Raw genomic sequence first — 23287 nt, forward strand, 5'->3', positions numbered from 1 at the left:
GTCGAGCGAGCGGGAGGTGCGGCCGTGAGCAAGCCGCTGGAGGGCATCCGGGTGCTCGAGGTCGCGATGTACGGATTCGTGCCTTCGGCCGGCGCCGTGCTCGCCGATTGGGGCGCCGACGTCGTCAAGGTCGAGCACGCCGTCACCGGCGATCCGCAGCGCGGGCTGCGGCAGGTGGGGGTGTTCGAGGTCGAAGGCGACCCGAATCCCAATGTGGAACACGCCAATCGGGGCAAGCGCAGCATCGGCGTCGACATGTCCGTGGCCGAGGGCCGCGAGGTGATCTACGACCTGGCCCGCCGCGCGGACGTGTTCCTGACCAGTTTCCTGCCGCAGGCGCGGACGAAGTTCGGCATCGATGTGGACGACATCCGCGCGGTGAACCCGGACATCGTCTACGCCCGCGGCAGCGCGCTGGGACCGCGCGGCGTCGAATCCGATCGGGGCGGTTACGACATGACGGCGTTCTGGTGCCGCGGCGGCATCGCGGCCACCATCACCCCGCCCGGCACCGAGGGCATGATCCAGCCGCCCGGCCCGGCGTTCGGCGACACCATCTCCGGGACCAATCTCGCCGGAGGCATCGCCGCCGCGCTGCTGAAACGCGAACGGACGGGGGAGACTTCGGTGGTCGACGTCTCACTGCTGGGTAGCGGATTGTGGGCTATGGGCCACACCGTCGCGCTGTCGGCCAGCCAGGCCAGACCGCTGGTGGCGCCGGTGCCCGGCGCCCACGGCGCGCCGACCAATCCGCTTTCGGGGCTCTACGCGACCGCCGACGACCGCTATCTGTCGTTCGTGATGCTGCAGCCGGCCAAATTCTGGGCCGACGTCTGCCGCCACATCGACCGCCCGGAACTGGCCGAGGACCCGCGCTTCGCCGACGCCGCGCAGATCGCCGCGCACACCGCCGAGGCGGTGCGGATCCTGCGCGAGGTGATCAAGGGACGCACCTTGGCCGAATGGAGCGAGCGCTTCGCCACCCTGGCCGGGCCGTGGGCTCCGGTGCAGGACTCCTGGCAGGTGACCCAGGACGCGCAGATCAGGGCGAACGAATACCTGCTTCCCGCAGGCGAATTGGAGCTGGTCTCCAGTCCGGTTCAGTTCGACGTCGGTGCACCGGAACTGCGGCCTGGTCCCGGATTCGCCGCCCAGACCGAGGAGATCCTGCTCGAACTCGGCCTGGATTGGGATCGCATCATCGCGCTGAAGACCGCGGGCGCGGTCGCTTAGCCGCCGAAGAGAGGGACCGATGCCCTACATCGCATCGCTGGGCACGTATCTGCCCTGCTGGGGTAGCCAGCGCAGCCGGGTTCCCGGCGACGACGAAGACGCCGTCACCTTGGCGGTGGAGGCGGGCCGCTGCGCCGTCGCCGGCGAACCGGTGGAACGCGTGGTGCTGGTCAGCCGTGATCTGCCGCTGGTGGAGAGCAGCAATGCCGCGGTGTTGCTGGCCGGTCTCGGACTCGACCCCGAGTTGGAGGTCATCGAACGGCTCGGCGGCGCCCCTGCCGCGCTGGACGCGCTGAGCTCGGCGCGCCCGCGCACCCTGGTCATCGGCGCCGACCTGGAACCGGCGGGCGCGGCGGCGGCCTGGGTGTCCGACCGCGACGGCCTGCAGGTGCGCACCGCGGCGCGGGTCACCCGCAGCCTGCCGGTGCGCACCCGCAACGCTCTCGGCGCGGTGCACGACTACGGCGATCCCCGCTTGCTGCACGAACGGGGGCTGGTCGCCTCGCTGTCGGCGGCGTGGCTGGACACCCCGGTCGCGGTGGCGGGCGTCGAGCACAAGCAGGCGGCGGCGCTGTGCCTCGGCAGCCCGCCGCGGCTGCCGACGCTGGGCGCGAGCGCCGGGCTGTTCGCGCTCGCGGCGATGGCCGACTGGGCGGCGGCGGGACTGCTGGTCGGCGTGGAACAGGCCAATCTGTCCGGGATCATGGTCGTGCCCGGCGCGGTTCGGGTGCGGCGTACCGAACCGCCCGCGCGGGCGGTGCCCGAGGTCGTTTCGCTGCCCGGCGCGGACCTGCCGATCTCACTGGCGGCCTACGAGCGCGCGTTCGAGGCCAAGGTCCGCTGGGAAGCGGGCAGGCACGGCGACGGCGCGGAGCTGGACTTCCCGCCCCGCTACCGGGTGGGCCGGGACGGCACGCTCAGCACCGGCTACACCTTGGTGCCGCTGCCGAGGACCGGCAGCGTCTACGCGGAGACGACCGTCCGCATTCCCGTGCCGGGCCTGAAGAGCCCGTACTCGCTGGTGATCGTGGAACTCGACGACGTCGGCGTCCGTGCGCTGGCCAAGGTCACCGGCGCCGACCCGGGCACGGTGTCCATCGGCGACCGCGGGCGCATGGTCCTGCGCCGGGTGGCGGTGCGCTCCGGCGTGCCGGACTACGGATACGCGTTCGAACCGGAACCGGAGGCGGCATGAGGAACGTGGCCATCGTCGGCGCGGGAATGACGCCCTTCGCCGAGCACTTCGCCCTCGGCATCCAAGACCTGCTGCTCATGGCGTTCGCCGAATGCGCGGCCTCGGTCGACAAAGGACTGCGCACGACCGACCTGCGAGCCGCGTGGTTCGGCGCGGTCGGCGCCACCGGCGGATTCCCGGCCGGTGTGCTGGCCGACGCGCTGGATCTGCCGGACCTGCCCGTCACCCACATCGACAACTCCTGCGCCACCGGCAACGACGCGGTCCGCAACGCGCTGTTCGCCATCGCCTCCGGGGCCGTCGACGTCGCGCTCGTGATCGGCGCGGACAAACTGCGCGAGACGGCGCAGAAGGACCTTCTTCGCGAGTGGGAGTCGCTGACCAGGGACAACGCCTGGGATTATCAGCTCGGCCTGTTCGCCCCCGCCGGTTTCGCGTTGCATGTCAACCGCTACCTCTACGAGTCCTCGGCGACGCGGGAACACCTGGCGATGGTCGCGGTGAAGAACCATCGGCACGGCGCGCGCAACCCCAAGGCGCGCCTGCGCTTCGAGATCACCGTGGAGCAGGCGCTGGCCGCGCCGATCGTGGCCGACCCGTTCGGTGTGTACGACTGCGTCCCGCAGAGCGACGGCGCCGCGGCCTTGGTGCTCGCCGCCGAGGACGTGGTGAGCCGATACACCGACAGCCCGGTGTGGATCCGCGGCGTCGGTCTCGGCCTGGACTCGGTGATGCACCAGCACAAGCGGGACATGACGACGTTTCCGGCGACGGTGCGGGCGGCGCGCGCGGCGTACGCGATGGCCGGTCTCGGCCCGGCCGACGTCGACGTCGCCGAGGTGCACGACTTCTTCACCGGCATCGAGCTGATCAGTTACGAGGACCTCGGTTTCGCCGAGCGCTTCGAGGCGCACAAGCTGGTGGAAGCGGGCGCAACGGCCGTCGGCGGTGTGCTGCCGGTCAATCCGAGCGGCGGGCTGAAGACGAAGGGGCATCCGCCCGGCGCCACCGGCGTCGCGCAGTGCGTGGAGCTGTTCGAGCAGCTGCGCGGTACCGCGGTGAACCAGGTGGACGGTGCGCGAATCGGTGTGGCGCACAACCTCGGCGGGCCGACCGCGGTGTCGGCGGTGACGATTCTGGAAGGGCCGCGCTGAGGCGCGTCGCAGCGGACAGCCCCGGCGCCTGACGGTCTGCAACCGTCGGCGCCGGGGCTGTCGCCGTTCAGATCTGTTCCCAGACGGTGATCCTGGTCCGGGCCGGATCGGCGGCCGCGGTGACCGCCATGCGTCCGTCGGCCGCTCGCTCACCGAGTTCTCTCAGCACGGTGTGCGCGTCGTCGATGTCGTGGACGGCGAGGTAGCGCGCCTCACCGTCGCCGCCACGGACCAATCGGTGGCGGGTACACGACAGCACGCCGGGGACGGCGAGCATCTCGGGGATGTGCGTCCCGGTGTACCACTCGTTGTATTCGGCGTCCATTCCCTCTCGCGGCGTGGAGAAGACCAGCAGGCGCACGACGCGGGCCTCAGCTCGCGCGGGCGGCGTAGGCGGCGGCGTACTCCTTGCGCGACCTGGTCGAAGTATCGACGTCGGTCGCTTTCGCGCGCAGCGCCCCTACGGTCGCCTGTTCCTTCGGGATGTGCGCGAACGGATCCCAGTCGAAGTGGCGGGTGGCGTTCTGCCAGGTGATCTTGTGGATGTCCGTGTCGTCGGCGCCGGCGGCCTGTAGCTCGCCCAGCACGAACTCGGGGGCGTCGGGCCAGATCGAGTCCGAGTGCGGGTAGTCGCACTCCCACGCGATGTTGTCGATGCCGATCTCGTGGCGGAACTTCAGCGCGGTCTTGTCGGTGACGTAGCAGGCGAGCACGTGCTCGCGGAACACCTCGCTGGGCAGCTTGCCGCCGAAGTCGCGGCGCAGCCAGCGCTGGTTGGTGTAGTGCCGGTCGGAGCGGTCCAGGAAGAACGGAATCCAGCCGACGCCGCCTTCGGACAGCGCGACCTTCAGCTTCGGGTAGGTGCGCAACGCCGGACCCCACAACAGATCCTGGGCTGCGATCAGCGAGATGCTCGGCGCCAGCACCATCAGGTTGTCGATGGGGGCGTCCTGTGCCAGGCGCAGCACGCCGAAGCCTTGGCCGATGTGCAGGTTCATCACCGTCTCGTGGTCCGAGAGGGCCTGGAACACCGGCGCCCAGTAATCGAGATCGTGGTAGCTGGGCAGGCCGTCGATGTGCGGCAACTCCGGCATGGTGACCGAATGGCAGCCCTTTTCGGCCAGCCGCTCGATCTCGGCGACCGCCAGCGCCGGATCCCACATCGGCAGGATCCCGATCGGGATGAACCGGCCCGGATAGGCGCCCGCCCAGTCCTCGATGTGCCAGTCGTTGTACGCCGAGATCATCGCGACGGTGATCTCGTCCTGGCCGCCGCGGCTGAGGTGGCCCGCGCTGAAGCCGGTGAACGTCGGGAAGCACATGGAGGCGAGCACGCCGTTGGCGTCCATGTCGCGGACGCGGTCGTGCACGTCGTAGACGGCGGGCCGCATCTCGGCGTATCCGGCCGGGTCCCTGCCCCATTCCTCGGCGGGCCAGGTGACGACGGCGTTGAGACCAGCGACGCCGGTGGGCCGGTCCCGGTACACCCACCGATCGACGCCGTTCTCGTCGACGACGACCTTCGGGGCGAGATCGGCCCATTTCTTCGGAACGTGGCCGTCGAACATGTCGAGCGGCTCGACCACATGGTCGTCGATGCTCACCAGGATCATGTCGTCGATGTTCACGTCGCTCCTCGCTGTTCCTGCGCTGCGCCGGGGTTCCTACCAGCAATCGAGACGATGAATCTTCTTAGAAGAGAATGTCACTCTCGTCGCTGCATTAGACGATACACCGGGGCGGGGCAGGGGTCGATACTGCCGCGTCCGCGATGGGCGGTGTGGTCGGCCGTCTCACCGCCTCGGCGCAGCCGGGCGCTGCGGTGCTCGCTGCGGCTGCGGGGGCATGCCGAAACCCCAGTCGAAGCAGCGGATCCGTGGAATCGGCGAGGGGCCTACGGTCCCGTTGGACCGGAAGAATCAGCCGATCGCCACATGCACCGGTGTGCCGTCCACCACCGTGGCCGCCACCAGCTCCCGGTCCGGAACGGTGACGTCGCGCGGCGGTACGTGGAGCAGGGTGAGATCGGCGGGTTCACCCGGGGCGATGGTGCGTGACACGGTCGGCCGGTCGGCACGCCCGGTGAACAGGGCGACAGCGGCGGGCAGCGATATCCGTTCCCGCAGGCTTTCGCGCTCGACGGCCGCGCGGATCACCCGCCACGGGTCGGCGGAGCCGAACGGGGCGTCGGTTCCCGCCGCGACATCGACCCCGGCGGCCAGCAGTGAGCCGAGCCGCCACAGATCGCGGTGCTCTTCGGCCGCCACCTCGCGGGCGTACTGCTCGGCCCGCTCGACCGGGAAATGGGGTTGGGTCACCACCGGAACCCGGCTGCGGCGCAACCACTCCATGAGGTCGTCCGCCACCATGGCGCCGTGCTCGATCCGGTCGCCTGCGAGTATCCCCGCTTCGTCGAGGGCGGCCGTGGTCAGGATCAGCTGGACGTGGGTCACGCAGTGCACCGCTACGGGCCGGTCCGCCGCGTGTGTCGCCCGGATTCGGGCGACGAACTCGGGCAACGCGGGGAGCACGGTGTCGTCGAGCAGAATTTTGGTGGGACCCAGAGTGAATCGTGGCTGCCCTGGATCGGTCACCCCGGGCGGGGCCATGCAGTGCACGCGCTGCCGGATCGTCCCGTCGGCCACCGCTCGGGCCATGGCCTCGATCTCGTTCTGCGCCAGCCCGGGGGTGGCGTCGGTGTAACCGGTGACGCCCGCGGCCGCTGCCAGGGCGCTGATCGGCGCCGGGTCGGCCGCAGCCGGCGGCACCCGTGTGCCGAGCCAGGAGTCCAGCCGCCACAGGCGTCCGTTCGCCTCGCCGTGCGGGTCGCGCTCCACCCCCGGCACCATGCAGTCGTTCGACAGGATCTCCTGGCAGGCGCGGGAATTCAGGATCCACAGCGCGCCGGACCGGTGCTGGACCCGCACCGGCCGGTCCCGGATCAGGCGATCGAGCGCCATGCGGTCCAGCGGACCGGCGACGCTGTCGTGGTAGCCGATGCCGCGAAGCCATTGTCCGGCAGGCAGTTCGGCATCCGCCCGGCGCAGTGCCGCGGCGAACGCGGCGAAGTCCCGCACGTGGGGCGGCCCGAGCGGCACGGACGCGGCCTGCGCGGCGAGTGACCGCAGATGGATGTGATGATCGTGCAGTCCGGGTAGCAACCAGCCGCCGCGCGCGTCCAGATCGTCCTCCCCGGGCAACGGGCGCAATCCCGTGGTGCACTCGGTGATCCGCCCGCCGCGCCAGCGCACGTCGGTGTGCGGGCTGCCTGCCACCGCGGCGTTGCGGATCAGCATATGCCCGTCAGGCCAGGTACCGGACCACGTGCTCGGCGACGCAGGCCGGCTTGTCCGCGCCTTCGGCGGTGATCGTCACGGTGCGCTCGACCTGCACCCCGCCGGGCACATCGGTGACCGCGGTGATCGTGACGGTGCCGCGCACCCGGCTGCCGACCCGCACCGGGCTGATGAAGCGAACCTTGTTCAAGCCGTAGTTGATCGCCATCCTGGCCGAGGTCACAGAGGTCAGCTGCTGGCTGATCGGGGCGAGCAGGGCGAGGGTGAGGAACCCGTGCGCGATGGTGGCGCCGTACGGGCCGTCCGCTGCGCGCTCGGCGTCCACGTGGATCCACTGGTGATCGCCGGTCGCCTCGGCGAACAGGTCGATGCGCCGCTGATCGATCTCGAGCCACTCACCGGGCCCGAGCACCGTGCCCACCGCGGCGCGCAGGGCGTCGAAATCACGGAACTCGGTCATGGCGCAATCCTTCCTGCGGGCGACGTGTGCACGATAGCCCGCGCGCGAACGCGCTACCGCAGTTGGTCCTTCATCACCTTGCCGGTCGCGTTGAGCGGCAAGGCGCGCAGGAAACGCACCGAGCGCGGAACCTTGTATCCTGCCATCCGGTCCCGGCTCCACGCGATCAGCTCGTCTTCGGTGACGGGGCGCTCGGTCACCACGAAGGCCCGGCCGACCTGCCCGAGCCGTTCGTCCGGCACACCGATGACCGCGGCCTGCGCGACCGCGGGATGCTCCAGGAGGAGTCCCTCGATCTCGGCGGGATAGGCGTTGAACCCGCCGACGATGAACATGTCCTTCTTGCGGCCGACGATGCGCAATCTGCCTTCCGGGTCGAGGCTGCCGAGGTCGCCGGTGCGCAGCCACCCCTCGGCGTCGATCGCCTCGGCCGTGGCTCGCGGATCGTCCAGATAGCCCTGCATCACGCTGTAGCCGCGAATCAGGACCTCGCCGTCATCGGCGATCCGCACCTCGACGCCGTCGCAGGGTGTTCCGACGGTCGTCGCGATCTGCTCGAAAGTGTCCCCGGGCCGGGACGCGGTGGCGGTGCCCGCCTCGGTCAGTCCGTATCCGGTCATGATCGATCGGAACGGAAGTTCCTCGCGCACCCGGCGGATGAGCTCGACCGGGATATCGGCCGCCCCGGTCACCGCGGCCCGCAGCGAGGACAGATCGTGCTCGCCCGCGGCCGCCAGCAGCGAGTGGTAGAGCGTCGGCGGGCCGGGCAGCATCGTGATCCGTTCCCGCGCGACGATCTGCAGCACCCGGCCGACGTCGAACACCGGGACCGGCAGGATCGTGGCGCCCCGGATGAGCGACGCGATCAGACCCGCTTTGTAGCCGAACGTGTGGAAGAACGGGTTGACGATCAGATAGCGGTCGCCTTCCCGGAGATCCGCGAGATCGCACCACTCCGCGTAGAGCCGCAGCGTCTGCCCGTGATTCATCATCACGCCTTTGGGCCGCCCGGTGGTGCCGGAGGTGTAGACGATATCGGCGATGTCGGTGCTGGCCACGTCGCGCTCGAACGGCGCGCCGCTGTTCAGGAAGTCCGACTTCAGATCGATCACCGGCACATCGGCGGCGCCACGGTAGTCCGCGCCGAGGAATCCCCGCTGGACGAGCACCGCTTTCGCGCCGCTGCGGCGGATGACGTCGCGTGCCTCATCGGCCTTGAAGCGGGTGTTCACCGGCACGAGCACGCCACCGGCGGTGAGCAGGCCGAAGGCGGCGACGATCCACTCCGCCGAGTTCGGCGCCCAGAGCGCCGCCCGGTCGCCCGGCTCGATCCCCGCCGCGGCGAACGCCCCCGCGGCCCGGCGCACCCGGTCGGCGAGTTCGGTGAAGCTCCACCGCAGGTCCCCGTCGACGACCGCTTCGGCGTCGCCGAAGCGGTCCGCCGCGCTCGCGACCAGCTGCGGGATGGTCGCCCAGCTCATACCTTCAGCAACCGCGCCAGGTTGCCGCCCATGATCTTCGCCTGGTTCTCCAGCGGCATGTCCTTGATCTCGTGGATGTAGCGCGCGGGCTCGGCCAGGCCCTCCGGATGCGGCCAGTCGGAGCCGAACAGCACGTGATCGGCGCCCATCACCTCCGACAGCCGCTGCAGATCCTCCTCCCAGAACGGGCTGACGTAGAGACTCTGCTTGATGGCCTCGATCGGGTCGCGGAAGCCGAAGCCCTCCGGCGCCTTCTTGTACACGTCGGACAGCTGCTGCAGCAACGGTTCCAGCCAGGCGGAGCCGTTCTCGATGACGGCGATCTTCAACTCGGGGAAGCGGTTCAAGGCGCCGTGGCACACCCACGACGCCACCGCGTCGGTGACCGGCCGCCACTGGTTGGTCATGGCGAAGGTGTTGGTCTGGAACGGCAGCATCTCCAGGCTGTTGCCATCCCACTCGGCGTCGAAGCGCGAGTAGCCGCTGTCGGAGGAATGCATGGTGACCAGCACGTCGAGTTCGACGACACGCTTCCAGAACGGATCGAACTCGGGCAGAGCGAACGACCGCATCCCCTTGAAGCCTGGCACCGGCGCCGGGCGCACCAGGATGGCTTTGGCGCCGTGTTCCACGACGGCCCAGTTCAGCTCGGCGATGGCACGTTCCACGATCGGCAGGGTGATCACCGGAACAGTGAAGATGCGGCCGGAGTGCACGAAACCGCCGTCCTGACCCCAGTCGTCGAGCATCCAGCGGTTCAGCGACTCGATCACCGCGTGGATCAGCTCGGGATGGTGCCGCATGCGCTCCTCGACCAGGCTGGCCAGGGTCGGGAACATGAGCGCGCGCTGCAGTTGCAGGTCGTCCATGACCTTCAGCCGCGCCTCGGGATTGCGGAAGGCCTCGATCGCCTTCATCGACTTGCCGAAGATCTCCCGTCGGCTCTTGCCCTCGGGGTTGCCGTGCTTGAAATACTCCTCCATCGCGCCGGGACGGGCGACGACCTCGAAGGTGGGGTTCGGGATGTACTCGCTGATCTGGCCGAGCACCGCGATCTTGGTGCGGCCGTTGATCTCGACGTACTGGATCGCCCCCTCGTATTCCTTCGGCAGGTGCCGGGTGAGGGCTTCCTTCGTCTCGTAGAGGTGGTTGTCGGCGTCGAAAAGCTGGTAAGGCAGGTCGACTTTGCTCATGGAATCCTCCTTGTCCAATTATGAGAATGCTATTCTCTTCACGGTTGTACCGCAATGCCGTCCGCGCGTGAGGCCGCCAGCGAGCCGCGGACCAGGAATTTTTGGATCTTGCCGCTCGCGGTTCTGGGAAAGTCGTCGACGGCGTGCACTTCCTCCGGCCACTTCTGCTTGGCCAGTCCTGCGGCGCGGAAGTGCGCGCGCACCTCGTCCAGGTCAGGCGCGGCACGGCCCGGCCGCAGCCGCAGCACCGCGGCGGTGTGCTCGCCCAGGCGGGCGTCGGGCACGGCGACCGCCACCGCCTCGCTCACGCCGGGCAGGCTCAGCAGCACTTCTTCGACCTCGAGCGCGCTGATGTTCTCGCCGCCGCGGATGATCATGTCCGACTTGCGGTCGGTGATCGTGAGGTAGCCGTCCGCGTCCAGGACGCCGATGTCGCCGGTGCGGTACCAGCCGTCATCGTCGAAGGCGGCCGCGGTCAGCTCCGGATCGGTGTAACCGAGGCACAGATCCGGTCCGCGGCTGAGGATCTCGCCGTCCTCGGCGAGGCGCAGTTCCACGCCGGGCAGCGCGGCGCCGTCGGTGAACAGCCGCTTGGCCTCCGGCGCGGTGTGGTGCGATCCGGTGATCGAAGGGTGCTCGGTACTGCCGTAGGACCGGTACACGGTGATCCCGGCCTCGGCCAACCGCGTGGTGACCGCCGCGGGCACCGCCGCACCGCCCAGCCCGGCATAGCGCAGATGGGGCAGATGCTCCGGCGTGTAATCCGGGTGGTCGAGCAGGCTGGTGACGTAGTACGGCACGCCGCCGCCGACGGTGAGGTCCTCGGCGAGCGTCAACGCGAGCACCCGGCCCGGATCCCAGACGTCGACGAGATCGATCGGCCTCCGGTCGAGCACCGGGATCAAGAAGGCGTTCACCATGCCGATGAAGTGGCCGACCGGCGCTCCGGTGAGCTGGTCGCCGCGGTCGGCAGGGTATATGCCGGCCAGTTGCCGAGTCTCGTGACCGAGCGTCTGATGGCTGTGCACCACGCCTTTCGGCGCGCGGGTGGTGCCGGAGGTGAACGCGATCAGCGCGGGGCCGGCGGGATCGGCAGGCAGGGTGCCCGGCATGGGCCGCGCGTCGAGCAGTTCCTCGAAATCGTCGCCGACCACGCCGACGATCGGCACGGCCGCACGCAGGCCGGGGGCGTAGTCGTTGCCGCCGAAACGGTCGGTGGTCACGAAGACCTTCGGCCGGATCTCGGTGAGGATGTATCCCACTTCCTTGTGCCCGTAGAAATGCACGATCGGCACGACCGTCGCCCCGAGGAAGGCCGATGCCCAGAACGCCGCGGCCGCCTCCATCCAATTCGGCAACTGGAAGGCGATCACGTCGCCGGGACCGACGCCGCGGCGGCGCAACCCGGCGGCCAATCTGCGCGCGACGTGCTCGACCTCGCCGACCGTGCCCGTCCAGGGGCGCGTGGTGGAGTGGACGCGGAACGCGGTGCCGGACGCATCGGCCAGCCCGGCGGCCAACAGCTCACCGATCGTCTCGGAGGTCCACCAGCCCTCCTCCCGGTAGCGACGAACCAGGTCGAGGGGGACCTTGCGCATGGTCGAACTCCCATCTCGCACCGCGTACGTATAGTGTTCTCATCGTAAGAGAATCACATTTTCTAACGGGAGAACAAGTCATGGTCGACCTGGAGATGGACGCGGGATTGGCGGTCGTAACCATCAATCGCCCCCATGCCCGCAATGCCATCGCGCCCGCCACGATGGACCAACTGGAGAAAGCGATCGATGCCGCCGCCGAGGCGCGGGCGCTGGTCGTCACCGGGGCGGGGGATCGCGCTTTCGTCTCCGGCGGAGACCTCGAGGAGCTGGCCGCCCTGCGCACCGAGGAACAGGCGGCGGAGATGGCCCGGCGGATGCGCGGCATCTGCGACCGTCTCGCCGCGTTCCCCGGTCCGGTGATCGCCGCGCTCAACGGGCACGCCCTCGGCGGCGGGGCCGAGGTCGCGGTGGCCGCGGATATCCGGATCGCGGCCGAGGACATCAGGATCGGGTTCAATCAGGTGTCGCTGGCGATCATGCCCGCGTGGGGCGGCGCCGAGCGGCTCGCCCGGCTGGTCGGGCCGGGGCGGGCGCTGATGCTCGCGGGCGCGGGGACGGTCATCGACGCGCCGTCCGCCGAGCGGATCGGGCTGGTGGACAAGGTCTTCCCCCGCGGCGAATTCGACAAGGGCTGGCGCGCCGTCGCCCGGTCGCTGGCGTCCGCGCCCGCGGGGGCGATCAAGCGCGTGGTCGGCGGTGTCGAGCCGGAAGAGGCCATCGCCGCGTTCGCGCGGCTCTGGGTGACCGATGAGCACTGGCGAGCCGCCGACCGAGTGATGAACCGCGCCAAGTGATTCGGGAGGTAGCCAGGTGGGTCGGGGGTGTGAGGCGGGCGTCCGTGAGATCTTTATGTGATGTAGATCACATAGGCGAGATTCGTAAGCTAGGTATCGCAGATGCGAGAACCAACTTACGGTGTGATCGGTAGGTTTCCGGCGGACCGGTGCGGTCCTTCGTCGCAGGCCCTGGCATACCGCGGGCTCCCCGGATCGACCCTCTCGGCTCGGCGCGCGGCCGCCGTCGAGCCGACGGCCTCGGCGATCCCGGTGTCGCGCGGGTGGCAGGTGCCCGTGTGCCGAAATCGGGTCGGGCCTGCCTTTCTGCACGTTCGATAGCGGGATGAGTGACCATGGCCAGACGATCCGTCGATTCCGTTGACCGAGGTGTTCGGGAATTTCAATCCGTCACGCGCTGGCGAGCCCACGCGCGACGGCATCCGCTGCGCTACCGGCTGGCGATCGTGGCACCCAGCGCGGTCGAAGTGATCCGCCACGCCGGTGGGTGGCTGTTCGACCGGACGACCGCGGGGTGGGAGGTGACGGTGCTGGTCGCCGACCATGCCGATGTGCGCCCGCTGCGGATCCTCGGGGCCACCGTGCTCGATCTGGAGCAGTCGCTGACCGCGCCGGTGCACGACACCTGGCCGACGGCCGTGGCCGTCGCCGCGGAGATCTACCGCGGCGACGCTCGCGTGCGCGGCGGGGTGCTCGACTGCCTCGACCGCGGGCTCACCGAGGTCGCGCTGTGGGGAGCGGATCTGCCGGCCGAGCTCGATCATCGGGTGTTCCCGGCGCATCATCGGATGAGTTCAGCCGCAAGGGCTTTCAAGTCCTGCGCGCTCACCGCGGCGGGTCTGCCCGCCGAGGTGGGCGGAGCGAGGGAGGCGTTCCGGACCGGCGGACTGCGACCGTCGACCTACCGGTGCGAGGTGGACCTGGTTCCGGCCTGACCGGCGGCCACCGGTCAGGCGGTGCCCGCTGCGGCCTCGCCGCGCTCGCCCTCTAGCCGATCGATCTCCCGCTCGACCAAGGCGAACGCTTCGGCGTGCCCACCGGACATGCCCAGCTCCCGCTCCAGCACGACGACTCGGGAGACGCTGGTCATCAGCACCGCCATGGCCGCGGGCGGAAAGCGCGCGGTGTCGAATTCGTATTCGTTCAGAATTCGTCGCAGGACGTCCGTTTGAATGGCGCGGAACCGCTCGGCGTAGTCCGCCACCGCCTCCCGTATCGCGGGCCGGTGATTGGACAGGCCGACGAATTCCATGGTGAAACGCACCGCGGCCGGATCGGTGCTGAAATCCCACAGCGCGCGCAGCGGCTTGTCCGTTTTCATCATCTCCGCCTGGAGCTCGAGTCCCTGCTCGGCGCGGCGGGTGAATATCTCCAGCAGCAGTTCGTCCATGGACCGGAAGTAATAGTGCACCAGTTGCGGCTTGAGTCCGGCGCGATCGGCCACCCTGCGGGAGGTCACCGCGGCCCATCCCTCCTCCAGCAGAAGCTGCTCGGCGGCGTCGATCAAGACGCCGCGATTCCTGGCGTCGGGTGCTCCGATCCTGCGCGGCGATGGCATCCGCCGGCCTCCTTCGGGAAATTGGTCATGGGATCCACGCATTATCGTAGTACGGGGGGTTATCACTGTTGACGCGTGCTCCTTGCGCATGCTATGCATGTGCACAGCATCTTGCTGAGCACTCGCTCGGCATGTGGTATCGGCGCTGTTCAGCCGGTATCGGTGGAGAGATGCCGCGACGAGCACGACAGGTGGTCACGATTCCGCGAAGGGTCGCGGTAATGCTTGGCATATTCCGTTGCGAGCGTGGAATTCCACGCAGCGGGCTGATCGCACAATCGAGAACGCGTGTTCCCGGGTAGCGATTCGGGAACGCGCCGCAACGTCGAAGATTCGAGTGGCGGGAAATGTCCTGCCGCTCCATTTGTGCTGTCCTTTCGCCCGCTCCCGGCGTTGTGTCAATGCTTTTCCTCCGCTATTGACTCGTGATGTGGCGGCGCGCACAATAGCGATGTGACGCTTCGTTGCCGGAGCGGGCACTCGGGGCGAGATTCGAGTCGGGTAGGCGGGCCGACGTCTCGGGGCGCATATCCGATCCTTCGGAAGCGCGGCAGTCACTGAACCGTTTCACTGTTCGGCCATTCCTCCGACACGCGCAATTCGTGCGGAACGCAATTATTCCAGATTGTTCCGCCGCGGCGGCCGATGGATTGCCGGACCCGTAGAGTTTCGAGATCGACGATGATTCACCGAGCAGGCCACGCGCGGGAGAACGCGCGCGTCGTCGCGGGCGGCGGCGCGTCGTCGCAGCGGTGGGCCACCCGGGAGATCACCGCGTGGTGGCGCGGCTATCTGCGCCGGCATCCGATCACGGCCCTGGAAACCGTCGGCGGCCAGTTCGTTCTGGGTGTGCGCGCGGTGCAGTACCTGTGCGTGGACGTGGTCACCGGACGGTTCGCGTTCGCGGAGTTCGTCCGGCAGGCGGCGTTCATGGCCTCGGCGGCCGTGCTGCCGACCATCTTCGTGTCGCTGCCGATCGGGGTGACGCTGTCGATCCAATTCGGCCTGCTGGCCGGGCAGGTCGGCGCGACCTCGCTGGCGGGCGCCGCGAGCGGTTTGGCGGTCATCCGCCAAGGCGCGCCGATGGTGGCCGCGCTGCTCATGGCCGCGGCGGTCGGCTCGGCGATCTGCGCAGACCTCGGCTCCCGCAAGATCAGGGACGAACTGGACGCGATGGAGGTGATGGGCGTCTCGGTGGTGCGGCGGCTGGTCGTGCCGCGCCTGGCCGCCGCGGTGGTGGTGGGCGTGTCGCTGACCGGCGTCGTGTGCTTCGTCGGCTTCCTGGCCGGATACCTGTTCAACGTCTTCGTGCAGAGCGGTGCCCCCGGTAGTTTCGTGACCACCTTCGCGTCGTTCGCGACGGTGAGCGATCTGGTGCTCACGCTGTTCAAGGCCGTGGTGTACGGCGCCATCGTGGCCGTGGTCGCGTGTGAGAAGGGCTTGTCCACCAAGGGCGGCCCCGCGGGGGTCGCCAACTCGGTCAACTCGACCGTCGTGGCGTCGATCCTGCTGCTGATGACGGTGAACGTCGCCGTCACGCAGCTGTCGCTGCTCCTGCTGCCGCGGCAGGGACTGTGATGGCCGCGCCCTACCGCCCACCGGGGACGCGCCTGGCGCTGCGCGGATTCACCCAGCTGGCCACGGCGGTCATGCGCCTCGGGCACATGATGACGTTCTTCCTGCGCGCGTCGTTCTCGATCCCGGTCATGGTGCGCCACTATCGAACCGAGTTCGTGCGCATCCTGTCCGATGTCACGTGGGGCAACGGTTCGATCGTCGTCGGTGGCGGGACCGCGGGCGTCATCATCGTGCTCGGCGCCGCGGGCGGGGCGATCGTGGGCCTGGAAGGCTACAACGCCTTGCATCTGCTCGGCATGGAGCCGACCGTCGGGCTGATCGCCTCCACCGCGTCCACCCGTGAGCTGGCTCCGATCATGGCCTCGCTGGCGTTCGCGGCCCAGGCGGGCTGCCGTTTCACCGCGCAATTGGGCGCCATGGGCATCGCCGAGGAGATCGAGGCGATGGAATCGATGGGTATCCGCTCCATCCCTTACCTGGTCAGTACCCGGATACTGGCCTCGGTACTGGCGATGATCCCGCTGTACGTGGTGTGCCTGGCGGTGAACTACCTGGCGGTGCGCGTGGTGGTCGGCCTGTCCGGCGGGCTGTCCGCGGGCACCTACGAGCACTACTTCCAACTGGTGCTCAACGGGCCGGACATCGTCTACTCGCTGCTCAAGGCGGTGGTCTTCGTCGTGCTCACCTCGACGGTCCAGTGCTACTACGGCTTCTACGCCGCCGGCGGCCCGCAAGGCGTCGGCATCGCCGCCGGACGGGCGATGCGCGCGGCGATCTCGCTGATGATCATCGTCAATCTGCTGCTCACCGTGGCGCTGTGGGGCATCGGCGCCAGTGCCAGGCTCGGAGGCTGACCGTGTCGATCCTGTTCGAGAAAGACGGGCGTGGCCCCTCGGCGCTCGCGCTGTTCGTGCGCGGACTGGTGCTCGTCGTGCTCACGGTGGCGGTGGTATCGGCGCTGTTGCTGAAGTCCACCGGCCGCTTCGACGACAAGGTGGAGGTCACCGCGCTGCTGGAACAACTCGGCGACGGGTTGCCCGCCCGATCGGACGTGAAGTTCCGCGGAATGCTGGTCGGCCGTGTGGCCGAGGTCGCGCCATCCACCGGTCCCAACCGCGTGCGGTTGCTGCTCGATCCGGCTGCCGCGCAGCGGATTCCGCGCACGGTGACCGCGCGGGTCGTCCCGAGCAATGTCTTCGCCGTGTCCTCGATCCAATTGGTGGACAACGGCCCCGGGCCCGCCTTGCCTCCGCATGCCGAAATCCGTCAGGACCACAGCCTCTCGACAGTGCAATTGCAGACCGCGCTCACCAAACTGCGCGAGATCATCGCCGGTACAGCGCGGATCGGCGCGAGCAACACCGTGGGCGTGCTCGCCGCGGTCGCGACGGCGACCGACCGGCGTGGTGCCGACCTGGTCACGGCCGGAGCCCGGCTCGAGCGCATCACCAAGGAATTCGACGCGCTGCTCACCCCCGACGGCGGGCCACCGACACTGACCCTGCTGGCCGACGCCGTGCGCGAACTGAACGCCTCCGCACCCGATCTGCTCGACGCGCTGCACCACGCCGTCACGCCCATGCGCACCTTCGCCGAGCGGAACCAGCAGCTCGTCAGCCTCCTGTCGGCTGGAGAAACGACCCTGTCCACGGTCGGCGACGCGCTGGACCGGCGCACCGATCAGATCGTCACCGTGGCGGATCAGATGGGGCCGGTCCTGCACATCTTCGGCGAAGGGGCGCCGGCTTTCGCGCCCATCGTGGTCCGGATCAAGAAACTGTCCGACCTGTGGTTCACCGAGTTCTGGAACGAGGACAGCCCCCGCGGACGGGGCAAGTTCCAGTTCCGGTTCACCCCGCATACTCCGTACACCCGGGCGGATTGCCCGCGCTACGGCGAACTGGCCGGTCCCAGTTGCAGCACCGCGCCGGCCTCCGTACCCATCGAGGAGTTGCCACCCGCGATGGACCCGCGGACCTACCCGCCGCCTCCGGCCCTGCCCGCGGATCTTCAGGAGCTGATCCGCCGGGTGCTCACCGGAGAAGCCAATGGCGCCGAATCGATCCTCGCACCGTTGCTGGGTGACGGTCCGTTCCCCACGGGAGGTGCCCGATGAGTTACCGGCGATCCCTGATCGGCGTGAGCTTGTTCGTCACCGTCGCCGTCGCGCTGCTCTGGGTCACCTTCGTGACCCTGCATCGCGGGATCGACGGCGGGACGCACCCGTATTCGGCGGTGTTCAGCGACGTGAGCGGATTGCGGGCGGGTGACGACGTGCGCATGGCCGGTGTCCGGGTCGGCCGGGTCGACAAGATCGAACTGGACGGCACGCGGGCAAGGGTGCGGTTCCGGGTCGAGGCCGCGCAGCGGCTGACCGGCGACACCAAGGCATCGATCACCTACCAGAACGTGATCGGCCAGCGATATCTCGGTCTGTTCCCGGCCGATTTCGGTGATCCGGCGCCGCTGCGTCCCGGCGGGGAGATCCCGCTCGCGCGCACCGAGCCGTCGTTCGACATCTCCGCGCTGCTCAACGGATTCGAGCCGCTGTTCGGTGGACTCGACCCGAAACAGGTCGACAACGTGACCGGCGCCCTGATCAAGGCGCTGCAAGGCGACAACACCTCGGTGGTGCTGCTGATCGAACAGGTCTCCTCGCTGGCTCGGTCGCTCGCCGGACCCGATCAGGTGCTCGGCGCGGTCATCACCGGTCTGAACCAGGTGGTGGGTGACCTGGCGGTGCACAGCGGGGAAGTCGGCTCGCTCATCACGCGGGCGCGCGCGATCATCGACGGGCTCACACTGCACCGCGACGAGTTGCTCGGCACGCTGAGCACCGCGGCGACGGTCACCGACCGCATGGCGGGCGTGGTCGAAGGCGTGCAGCCCCAGCTCGACGAAATGCTGTCGCGCGAACCCGGTTTCACCAGGCATTTCCAAGAGAACAAGGCGAACTTCGCCTACCTCGGGTTCAACCTTCCGGCCCTGATGAAGGGCCTGGCCAGGGTGAGTCAGGAAGGGGCCTATCTCAACACCTACCTGTGCAACTTCGGCGTCGACCTGTTTCCCAGCCTCACGACGCTGGTGCCCACGATCGTGGGGCTGGCGTCGGCGACCGGGAAGCCCCAGCAATCACCGATCTGCGGGTGAAAGTATGAGACTGAAAAAGATTGCCAGACAGGCTGTCCGGACGCTTCGGCAGCCGATCGAGTCGCATCGGCGCAGCGTGCTGGGCGTGGGGGCGCTGGCGGTATTGCTGACAGTGCTCGCCGCCGCGCTCGGCGTCAACGCCATCGGCGTCGGCAAAGTGGCCTACGAGATCGAATTCGCCCAGGCCGCAGGCCTCCGGCCGGGCGACTCGGTGACCATCGCCGGGGTGCCGGTCGGGCGGGTCCAAGCGCAACGGCTGGCCGGTGATCACGTGGTGGTCACCGTGGACGTCGACGAGAACGTGGCGCTCGGGTCGGAGACCGGCGCGGCCGTCAAGCTGACCACCTTGCTCGGCGCCCGGTATGTCGAATTGCGACCGGCCGGGCCCGGTTCGCTGCCCGGCCGCCGGATCGCGTCGCGCCGCACTGCCGTCCCTTACGACCTGCAACAGGCGCTGGAGAACGCGACGGTCACCTTCGAGCAGATCGACACCGAGCAGATCCGCAAGTCGCTGGACAGTCTGGCCGGACAGTTGCGTGGCGTGCCCACGGTGCTGCCGGGACTGCTGGAGAACATGCGGGCGCTGTCGGCGATCATCGGCGACCGTCGCGGTGAGCTGGGCGCGTTGCCGGCCGGCATCCGGCGGTTGACCACGGTGGTGACCGAACAGCGGGCCGACCTGGCCGCCATCACAGCGCAGGGCCGTGATCTGCTCACCGAGATCGTCGCCCGCCGCGCCGCGATCGAACGGCTGATGGACGGTACCCGGCGTCTGGCCGACCAGCTCCGCGTGCTCGTGGTCGAGGACCGGCCGAAGCTCGACGAGCTGATCACCGGTTTGAACGGCCTGCTCGGCAGTCTCGCCCGCAACGACCAACTGCTGCGCAACACCTTGGAGATCCTGCCCGTCCCGGTGCGCAATTTCGCCAACGCCTCCGGCACCGGGAACGAGGTCGACTTCACCGCCCCGGCCGGGCCGCTGGTCGACTCCTGGATGTGCGCCATCGGCAGCCGTGCCCAGCAGATCGATCTGCCGCCCTACTTCGAGGACTGCAAATGAGAGCGACAAGCGTTCTGATCCGTCTGGTCGCGGTGCTGGTCGTCGGCGCAGTGGCCGGATGCGCCGGTGACGCGGTGGCCCTGCGGGACGCGGACAAGACGGTGATCGCCTCGTTCGACAACGGGGCCGGGCTCTACGTGGGCAACGCGGTGGCCGTGCTCGGCATGCCGGTCGGCGAGGTCACCGCGGTGCGACCGCGCGGCTCACACGTCGAGGTGACGATGCGAATAGAGGCCGGCGTCGACATCCCCGCGGACGCGAAAGCCGTCACCCTGTCGACCTCGGTGCTCACCGACCGGCACGTCGAGTTCACCCCGCCCTACCGCGGCGGCCCCACGCTGGCCGACGGCGCCCGGATCGGCCTCGATCGGACGAGGACGCCGGTCGAGTTCGACCGCCTGCTCGGCGCCGCCGACCGGATGGCGGGGGAACTGAAAGGCGAACAGCCGGGCGAGGGACCGATCGCCGAACTGCTCGGTGTCTCCGCGGCGATCATCACCGGCAGCGGTCCGCAGCTGCGCCAGACCATGGACGCACTGGCCACCGCGCTGCGCGTGGGAGACGACGACGGCGCCGCGGTGCGCGACGACGTCACCCGGATCATGGACCAGCTGGCCGTGCTGGTGCGCGCCGTCGCCGACAACGAGGGAGTGATCCGCGATTTCGGCACCGCCACCGGGCAGTTGAGTGACCTGCTGGCCGATCTGAACATCGGGGCGGGGGATACCGGCGCGCAGATCAACCAGATCCTGGTGCAGGCGGACGATCTGCTCACGCACAACGCGGAAAGCATCCGGTCCACGCTGACCGACGCGAACACGGTGACCCGTGCGCTCGCCGACTACCGGCGCGAGCTCGCCGAGTTCATCGACCTGACCCCGCTGCTGCTGAACAACGCCTACCGAGCGGTCGATTTCGAGTATCGCGGCGTGCGCGTGCACGCGCTGCTGGACAAGGTGTTCTTCGACAGCCAGCTCGTCAAAGAGGTGTGCAACATCCTCGGCCTGCGCCAACTCGGCTGCGCGACGGGCACTTTGCGGGACTTCGGGCCGGATTTCGGGATCACCGACATGCTCGACGCGATGTCGAGGTTGCCGCGATGAGCGCCCGCGAGCGAGGCCTTCGCGCCGTCGCGCTCACCGCGGTGGCGCTGGCGGCGAGCACGGCGTGTTCGGTCGGCCTGGAGGACCTTCCGCTGCCCGCACCCGGCGTCGGCGGCAACGGTTACACCATACACGCCGACTTCGCCAACGCGCTGAATCTCCCCGCCAAGGCGAAGGTTCGGCTCGCCGGAGCGGATGTCGGTGAAGTGACCGGCATGGCGGTGCGCGATTACACCGCGGTGGTGACCATGAGCATCGAGCAAGGCGTGGTCCTGCCGCTCGGGACGCGCGCGGAATTGCGTACCGCCACCCCGCTGGGCGATGTCTTCGTCTCGCTCACCGCACCGGTCGACGCCACACCGGCGACCCCGGCCCTGCGCGACGGTGACAGCATCGCCCGGGATGCCACCGCGGCCGCCGCCACCATCGAGGAACTGCTGACCACGGCCGCACTGCTGGTGAACGGCGGTGCGATCCGCGATCTCACCGCCCTCGTCAACGGTCTGGGGCAGGCGGTCGGCGACCGCGGCGACCGGGTGGGCGCCCTGATCGCGCAGTCCACCCGCGTGGTGCAGGCCCTGGCCGCCCGCTCGGAGGACATTCGCACCACCCTGGTCCAGATCGACCAGCTCACCCAGCGGTTGCACGTCCAGCGCGGAACGATCGACGAGGTGATCTCCGCGGCCGGGCCCGCGCTGACCACCCTCCAGGACAACGCGAGCCGAGCGCTGGCCCTGGTCCGCCGGGTGGATCAGATCAGCAGGCAGCTCGAGAAGTTCCCCGGCTTGAACGGCGCGGCCACCACCGGCATGGTCGCCGACATCAACCGGATCGCGGCCGGGCTCGACGCCGCGGCGACCGATCCGAACGCGAGCGTGGCGGCGATGAACGCGCTGCTCGGACCGGTCATCGCCGTCACGAGCAGCACCTCGGCAAGCGTCGACGCCGACATGCGCGATCTCGCGCTCGGCGTATTCCCCGACCCGAACCACCCCGGCGACCCGCACAGTCGCGTGCCGGACGCCCGGGACTGGGAAGCGTTCGCCGGCAGCCTCACCTACACGCTGCTGAAGCTGCAGCAACGGGTGACCGGGGGCGGACGATGAGCATCCGGTGGCGCGCGGCGGGCGCGACGGCATGGGAAGCGGCCGCGCGCGTGCTGGTGACGACCGTGCGCGCGGGACGTGCCGAGCGCTCGGCCCTCGCCGCGGGCGCGCTCGTGCTCACCCTCGTGACGGGCGTGGGTTATCTGGTGTTCGGCGCGCTCGGCGTCGATCCGACGGCCGCCACCATCACGGTGCGGGTGCATCTCGCCGACTCCGGCGGTCTGCTGGCCGGCCGCCAGGTCACGCTGCGCGGGGTGCCGATCGGACGGGTCGAGTCGGTAGAGCTGACCAGCACCGGCTTGGTCGCGGTCGCCGCCGTCGACGCGGACACCCCGGTGCCCGCCGACGGGGAGGTCCGCGTGGCGAGCCTCTCGATGGCGGGCGAGCAGTACCTGGACTTCCGTCCCACCCGCGACGGGGGACCGTATCTCGTCGACGGCGCCGAGGTCGCGGTCGACCGCACCAGCACACCCACTCCGCTGTGGAAGACGCTCACCGCGCTGGATTCGACGCTGGCCCAGGTCGACCCGGCCGAACTGGCGGCCGTCGTGGACGAACTCGGCGTGAGCCAGGAGGGGCCGGGCAAGCTGGCCGGCATCATCGACGGCGGCATGTTCCTGATATCCACGTTGGATTCGGTGCTTCCGCAGACGGTGAGCCTGCTGCGCGACAGCCGTTCGGTGCTGGCGACGATCAGCGACTTCGGTCCCGGACTCGGCAGATTCGCGGGCAACGCGAACGCGCTGCTGAGCGGCGTCGAGCAGAAGTCGGGTGGCTACGCCGAATTGCTCGGCGCCACACCGGGAACCTTGCGGGCGCTGGACGCCGTGCTCGCGCAGAACTCGGCCACAGGCTCCGCGCTGCTGGAGAACCTGGCGGTGGTGGCCGACGTCACCTCGAAGCGAGTGCCCGCTTTCCACGAGTTCTTCTTCCCGACCGAACGCGCAGGCTCGACGCTGGACGGGATAGCCGTGGCGTTCCACGACGGCGGCGTATGGGGATTGGTGAATCTGTACCCGCGCTACACATGCGACTACGATCTGCCGCGGCGCCCGCCCTCCTTGCCGGACTTTCCCGAGCCGTACCTGTACACGTCGTGCCCGAACCACGATCCCTCCGTACTGATCCGCGGCGCGCGCAACGCGCCGCGCCCGCCGGGGGAGCAGATTCCGGACGGCCCGCCGCCGGGCGTGCGGGCCGACCAGCAGGCCACCCCGACGCCTATCGGGCCGCTGTCGCTTCCCCTCACATTCGCGGGACCGCCGTTGCCGCCCGCACCACCCGCTCCGCGGCGATGACCGACCGTCAGTCGAAACCCACACCCG

General features: G+C 69.4%; 21 protein-coding genes. 13 read left to right on the plus strand and 8 right to left on the minus strand.

Annotated features, from left to right (window positions below):
• Nucleotides 1-24: 24 nt before the first annotated feature.
• From U3653_RS15275 to U3653_RS15285, 3 genes are read left to right on the plus strand one after another with little or no spacing between them, the layout of a single operon-like run.
• A complete protein-coding gene (locus U3653_RS15275) occupies nt 25-1233 on the plus strand; it encodes a CaiB/BaiF CoA transferase family protein (RefSeq protein ID WP_195079954.1) in 1209 nt (402 codons plus the stop codon).
• A 19-nt stretch (nt 1234-1252) separates the two neighbouring features.
• The gene (locus tag U3653_RS15280; RefSeq protein ID WP_195079953.1) at nt 1253-2428 is read left to right on the plus strand and encodes an OB-fold domain-containing protein; all 1176 of its coding nucleotides are present in this window, start codon (nt 1253-1255) and stop codon (nt 2426-2428) included.
• Nucleotides 2425-3582, plus strand: coding sequence for a thiolase C-terminal domain-containing protein (locus tag U3653_RS15285; protein ID WP_195079952.1), 1158 nt, complete (start codon nt 2425-2427; stop codon nt 3580-3582). Before U3653_RS15280 ends, U3653_RS15285 begins: the two co-directional genes overlap by 4 nt.
• 67 nt (nt 3583-3649) lie before the next feature.
• Here the strand turns inward: U3653_RS15285 and U3653_RS15290 are convergent, their stop codons facing one another.
• From U3653_RS15290 to U3653_RS15320, 7 genes are all read right to left on the minus strand, one after another.
• Nucleotides 3650-3943, minus strand: a complete 294-nt coding sequence (locus U3653_RS15290; protein WP_195079951.1) for a DUF4286 family protein — start codon at nt 3941-3943, stop codon at nt 3650-3652.
• Between the two features lie 10 nt (nt 3944-3953).
• Entirely contained in the window at nt 3954-5210 is a 1257-nt protein-coding gene (locus U3653_RS15295; protein WP_195079950.1) for an amidohydrolase family protein, read from the minus strand.
• 291 nt (nt 5211-5501) lie between these two features.
• The gene (locus tag U3653_RS15300; RefSeq protein ID WP_195079949.1) at nt 5502-6878 is read right to left on the minus strand and encodes an amidohydrolase family protein; all 1377 of its coding nucleotides are present in this window, start codon (nt 6876-6878) and stop codon (nt 5502-5504) included.
• Between the two features lie 7 nt (nt 6879-6885).
• Nucleotides 6886-7338, minus strand: a complete 453-nt coding sequence (locus tag U3653_RS15305; RefSeq protein WP_195079948.1) for a MaoC family dehydratase — start codon at nt 7336-7338, stop codon at nt 6886-6888.
• Between the two features lie 53 nt (nt 7339-7391).
• Nucleotides 7392-8819 carry a FadD3 family acyl-CoA ligase gene (locus tag U3653_RS15310; protein WP_195079947.1) on the minus strand — a complete coding sequence of 476 codons (1428 nt, stop codon included), beginning with the start codon at nt 8817-8819 and terminating at the stop codon, nt 7392-7394.
• Entirely contained in the window at nt 8816-10012 is a 1197-nt protein-coding gene (locus U3653_RS15315) for an amidohydrolase family protein (protein WP_195079946.1), read from the minus strand. Before U3653_RS15315 ends, U3653_RS15310 begins: the two co-directional genes overlap by 4 nt.
• 38 nt (nt 10013-10050) lie before the next feature.
• A complete protein-coding gene (locus tag U3653_RS15320) occupies nt 10051-11610 on the minus strand; it encodes an AMP-binding protein (RefSeq protein WP_195079945.1) in 1560 nt (519 codons plus the stop codon).
• An 80-nt stretch (nt 11611-11690) separates the two neighbouring features.
• Between U3653_RS15320 and U3653_RS15325 the strand changes: the two genes are divergently transcribed.
• Both U3653_RS15325 and U3653_RS15330 read left to right on the plus strand, forming a co-directional pair.
• Entirely contained in the window at nt 11691-12407 is a 717-nt protein-coding gene (locus U3653_RS15325; protein ID WP_195079944.1) for an enoyl-CoA hydratase/isomerase family protein, read from the plus strand.
• Nucleotides 12408-12832: 425 nt separating this feature from the next.
• On the plus strand, nt 12833-13342 hold the full coding sequence (locus U3653_RS15330; RefSeq protein ID WP_195080288.1) for a hypothetical protein: 510 nt from the start codon (nt 12833-12835) through the stop codon (nt 13340-13342).
• Between the two features lie 14 nt (nt 13343-13356).
• Here the strand turns inward: U3653_RS15330 and U3653_RS15335 are convergent, their stop codons facing one another.
• On the minus strand, nt 13357-13965 hold the full coding sequence (locus U3653_RS15335; protein WP_195079943.1) for a TetR/AcrR family transcriptional regulator: 609 nt from the start codon (nt 13963-13965) through the stop codon (nt 13357-13359).
• Nucleotides 13966-14646: 681 nt separating this feature from the next.
• On the opposite strand from U3653_RS15335, the gene U3653_RS15340 reads away from it, so the two are divergent.
• Genes U3653_RS15340 through U3653_RS15375 form a run of 8 tightly spaced genes read left to right on the plus strand, consistent with a single transcriptional unit; the run spans nt 14647 to nt 23260 of the window.
• Complete coding sequence (locus U3653_RS15340; protein WP_195079942.1) at nt 14647-15543, plus strand: MlaE family ABC transporter permease; 897 nt, start codon at nt 14647-14649, stop codon at nt 15541-15543.
• On the plus strand, nt 15543-16397 hold the full coding sequence (locus U3653_RS15345) for an ABC transporter permease (RefSeq protein WP_195079941.1): 855 nt from the start codon (nt 15543-15545) through the stop codon (nt 16395-16397). The genes U3653_RS15340 and U3653_RS15345 overlap by 1 nt, the downstream gene beginning before the upstream one ends.
• A 2-nt stretch (nt 16398-16399) precedes the next feature.
• A complete protein-coding gene (locus U3653_RS15350; protein ID WP_195079940.1) occupies nt 16400-17659 on the plus strand; it encodes an MlaD family protein in 1260 nt (419 codons plus the stop codon).
• Complete coding sequence (locus U3653_RS15355; RefSeq protein WP_195079939.1) at nt 17656-18693, plus strand: MlaD family protein; 1038 nt, start codon at nt 17656-17658, stop codon at nt 18691-18693. The genes U3653_RS15350 and U3653_RS15355 overlap by 4 nt, the downstream gene beginning before the upstream one ends.
• A 4-nt stretch (nt 18694-18697) precedes the next feature.
• A complete protein-coding gene (locus tag U3653_RS15360; RefSeq protein ID WP_195079938.1) occupies nt 18698-19753 on the plus strand; it encodes an MCE family protein in 1056 nt (351 codons plus the stop codon).
• Nucleotides 19750-20856 (plus strand): MCE family protein, encoded by a 1107-nt coding sequence (locus tag U3653_RS15365; protein ID WP_195079937.1) that lies wholly within the window; start codon nt 19750-19752, stop codon nt 20854-20856. Before U3653_RS15360 ends, U3653_RS15365 begins: the two co-directional genes overlap by 4 nt.
• On the plus strand, nt 20853-21962 hold the full coding sequence (locus U3653_RS15370) for an MlaD family protein (protein ID WP_195079936.1): 1110 nt from the start codon (nt 20853-20855) through the stop codon (nt 21960-21962). Before U3653_RS15365 ends, U3653_RS15370 begins: the two co-directional genes overlap by 4 nt.
• On the plus strand, nt 21959-23260 hold the full coding sequence (locus U3653_RS15375; protein ID WP_195079935.1) for an MlaD family protein: 1302 nt from the start codon (nt 21959-21961) through the stop codon (nt 23258-23260). Before U3653_RS15370 ends, U3653_RS15375 begins: the two co-directional genes overlap by 4 nt.
• The last annotated feature ends 27 nt before the right edge of the window (nt 23261-23287 follow it).

Origin of the sequence: Nocardia implantans (assembly GCF_035544775.1) — a bacterium.
Taxonomy (GTDB): Bacteria; Actinomycetota; Actinomycetes; order Mycobacteriales; family Mycobacteriaceae; genus Nocardia; species Nocardia implantans.

Bases quoted from the DNA above. Each gene is read 5' to 3' on its own strand.
- U3653_RS15320 (WP_195079945.1), bottom strand. From the start codon at position 11,610: ATGCGCAAGGTCCCCCTCGACCTGGTTCGTCGCTACCGGGAGGAGGGC.
- U3653_RS15300 (WP_195079949.1), bottom strand. From the start codon at position 6,878: ATGCTGATCCGCAACGCCGCGGTGGCAGGCAGCCCGCACACCGACGTG.
- U3653_RS15375 (WP_195079935.1), top strand. From the start codon at position 21,959: ATGAGCATCCGGTGGCGCGCGGCGGGCGCGACGGCATGGGAAGCGGCC.
- U3653_RS15280 (WP_195079953.1), top strand. From the start codon at position 1,253: ATGCCCTACATCGCATCGCTGGGCACGTATCTGCCCTGCTGGGGTAGC.
- U3653_RS15335 (WP_195079943.1), bottom strand. From the start codon at position 13,965: ATGCCATCGCCGCGCAGGATCGGAGCACCCGACGCCAGGAATCGCGGC.
- U3653_RS15315 (WP_195079946.1), bottom strand. From the start codon at position 10,012: ATGAGCAAAGTCGACCTGCCTTACCAGCTTTTCGACGCCGACAACCAC.
- U3653_RS15370 (WP_195079936.1), top strand. From the start codon at position 20,853: ATGAGCGCCCGCGAGCGAGGCCTTCGCGCCGTCGCGCTCACCGCGGTG.
- U3653_RS15285 (WP_195079952.1), top strand. From the start codon at position 2,425: ATGAGGAACGTGGCCATCGTCGGCGCGGGAATGACGCCCTTCGCCGAG.
- U3653_RS15305 (WP_195079948.1), bottom strand. From the start codon at position 7,338: ATGACCGAGTTCCGTGATTTCGACGCCCTGCGCGCCGCGGTGGGCACG.
- U3653_RS15360 (WP_195079938.1), top strand. From the start codon at position 18,698: ATGAGACTGAAAAAGATTGCCAGACAGGCTGTCCGGACGCTTCGGCAG.
- U3653_RS15355 (WP_195079939.1), top strand. From the start codon at position 17,656: ATGAGTTACCGGCGATCCCTGATCGGCGTGAGCTTGTTCGTCACCGTC.
- U3653_RS15365 (WP_195079937.1), top strand. From the start codon at position 19,750: ATGAGAGCGACAAGCGTTCTGATCCGTCTGGTCGCGGTGCTGGTCGTC.
- U3653_RS15345 (WP_195079941.1), top strand. From the start codon at position 15,543: ATGGCCGCGCCCTACCGCCCACCGGGGACGCGCCTGGCGCTGCGCGGA.
- U3653_RS15325 (WP_195079944.1), top strand. From the start codon at position 11,691: ATGGTCGACCTGGAGATGGACGCGGGATTGGCGGTCGTAACCATCAAT.
- U3653_RS15310 (WP_195079947.1), bottom strand. From the start codon at position 8,819: ATGAGCTGGGCGACCATCCCGCAGCTGGTCGCGAGCGCGGCGGACCGC.
- U3653_RS15340 (WP_195079942.1), top strand. From the start codon at position 14,647: ATGATTCACCGAGCAGGCCACGCGCGGGAGAACGCGCGCGTCGTCGCG.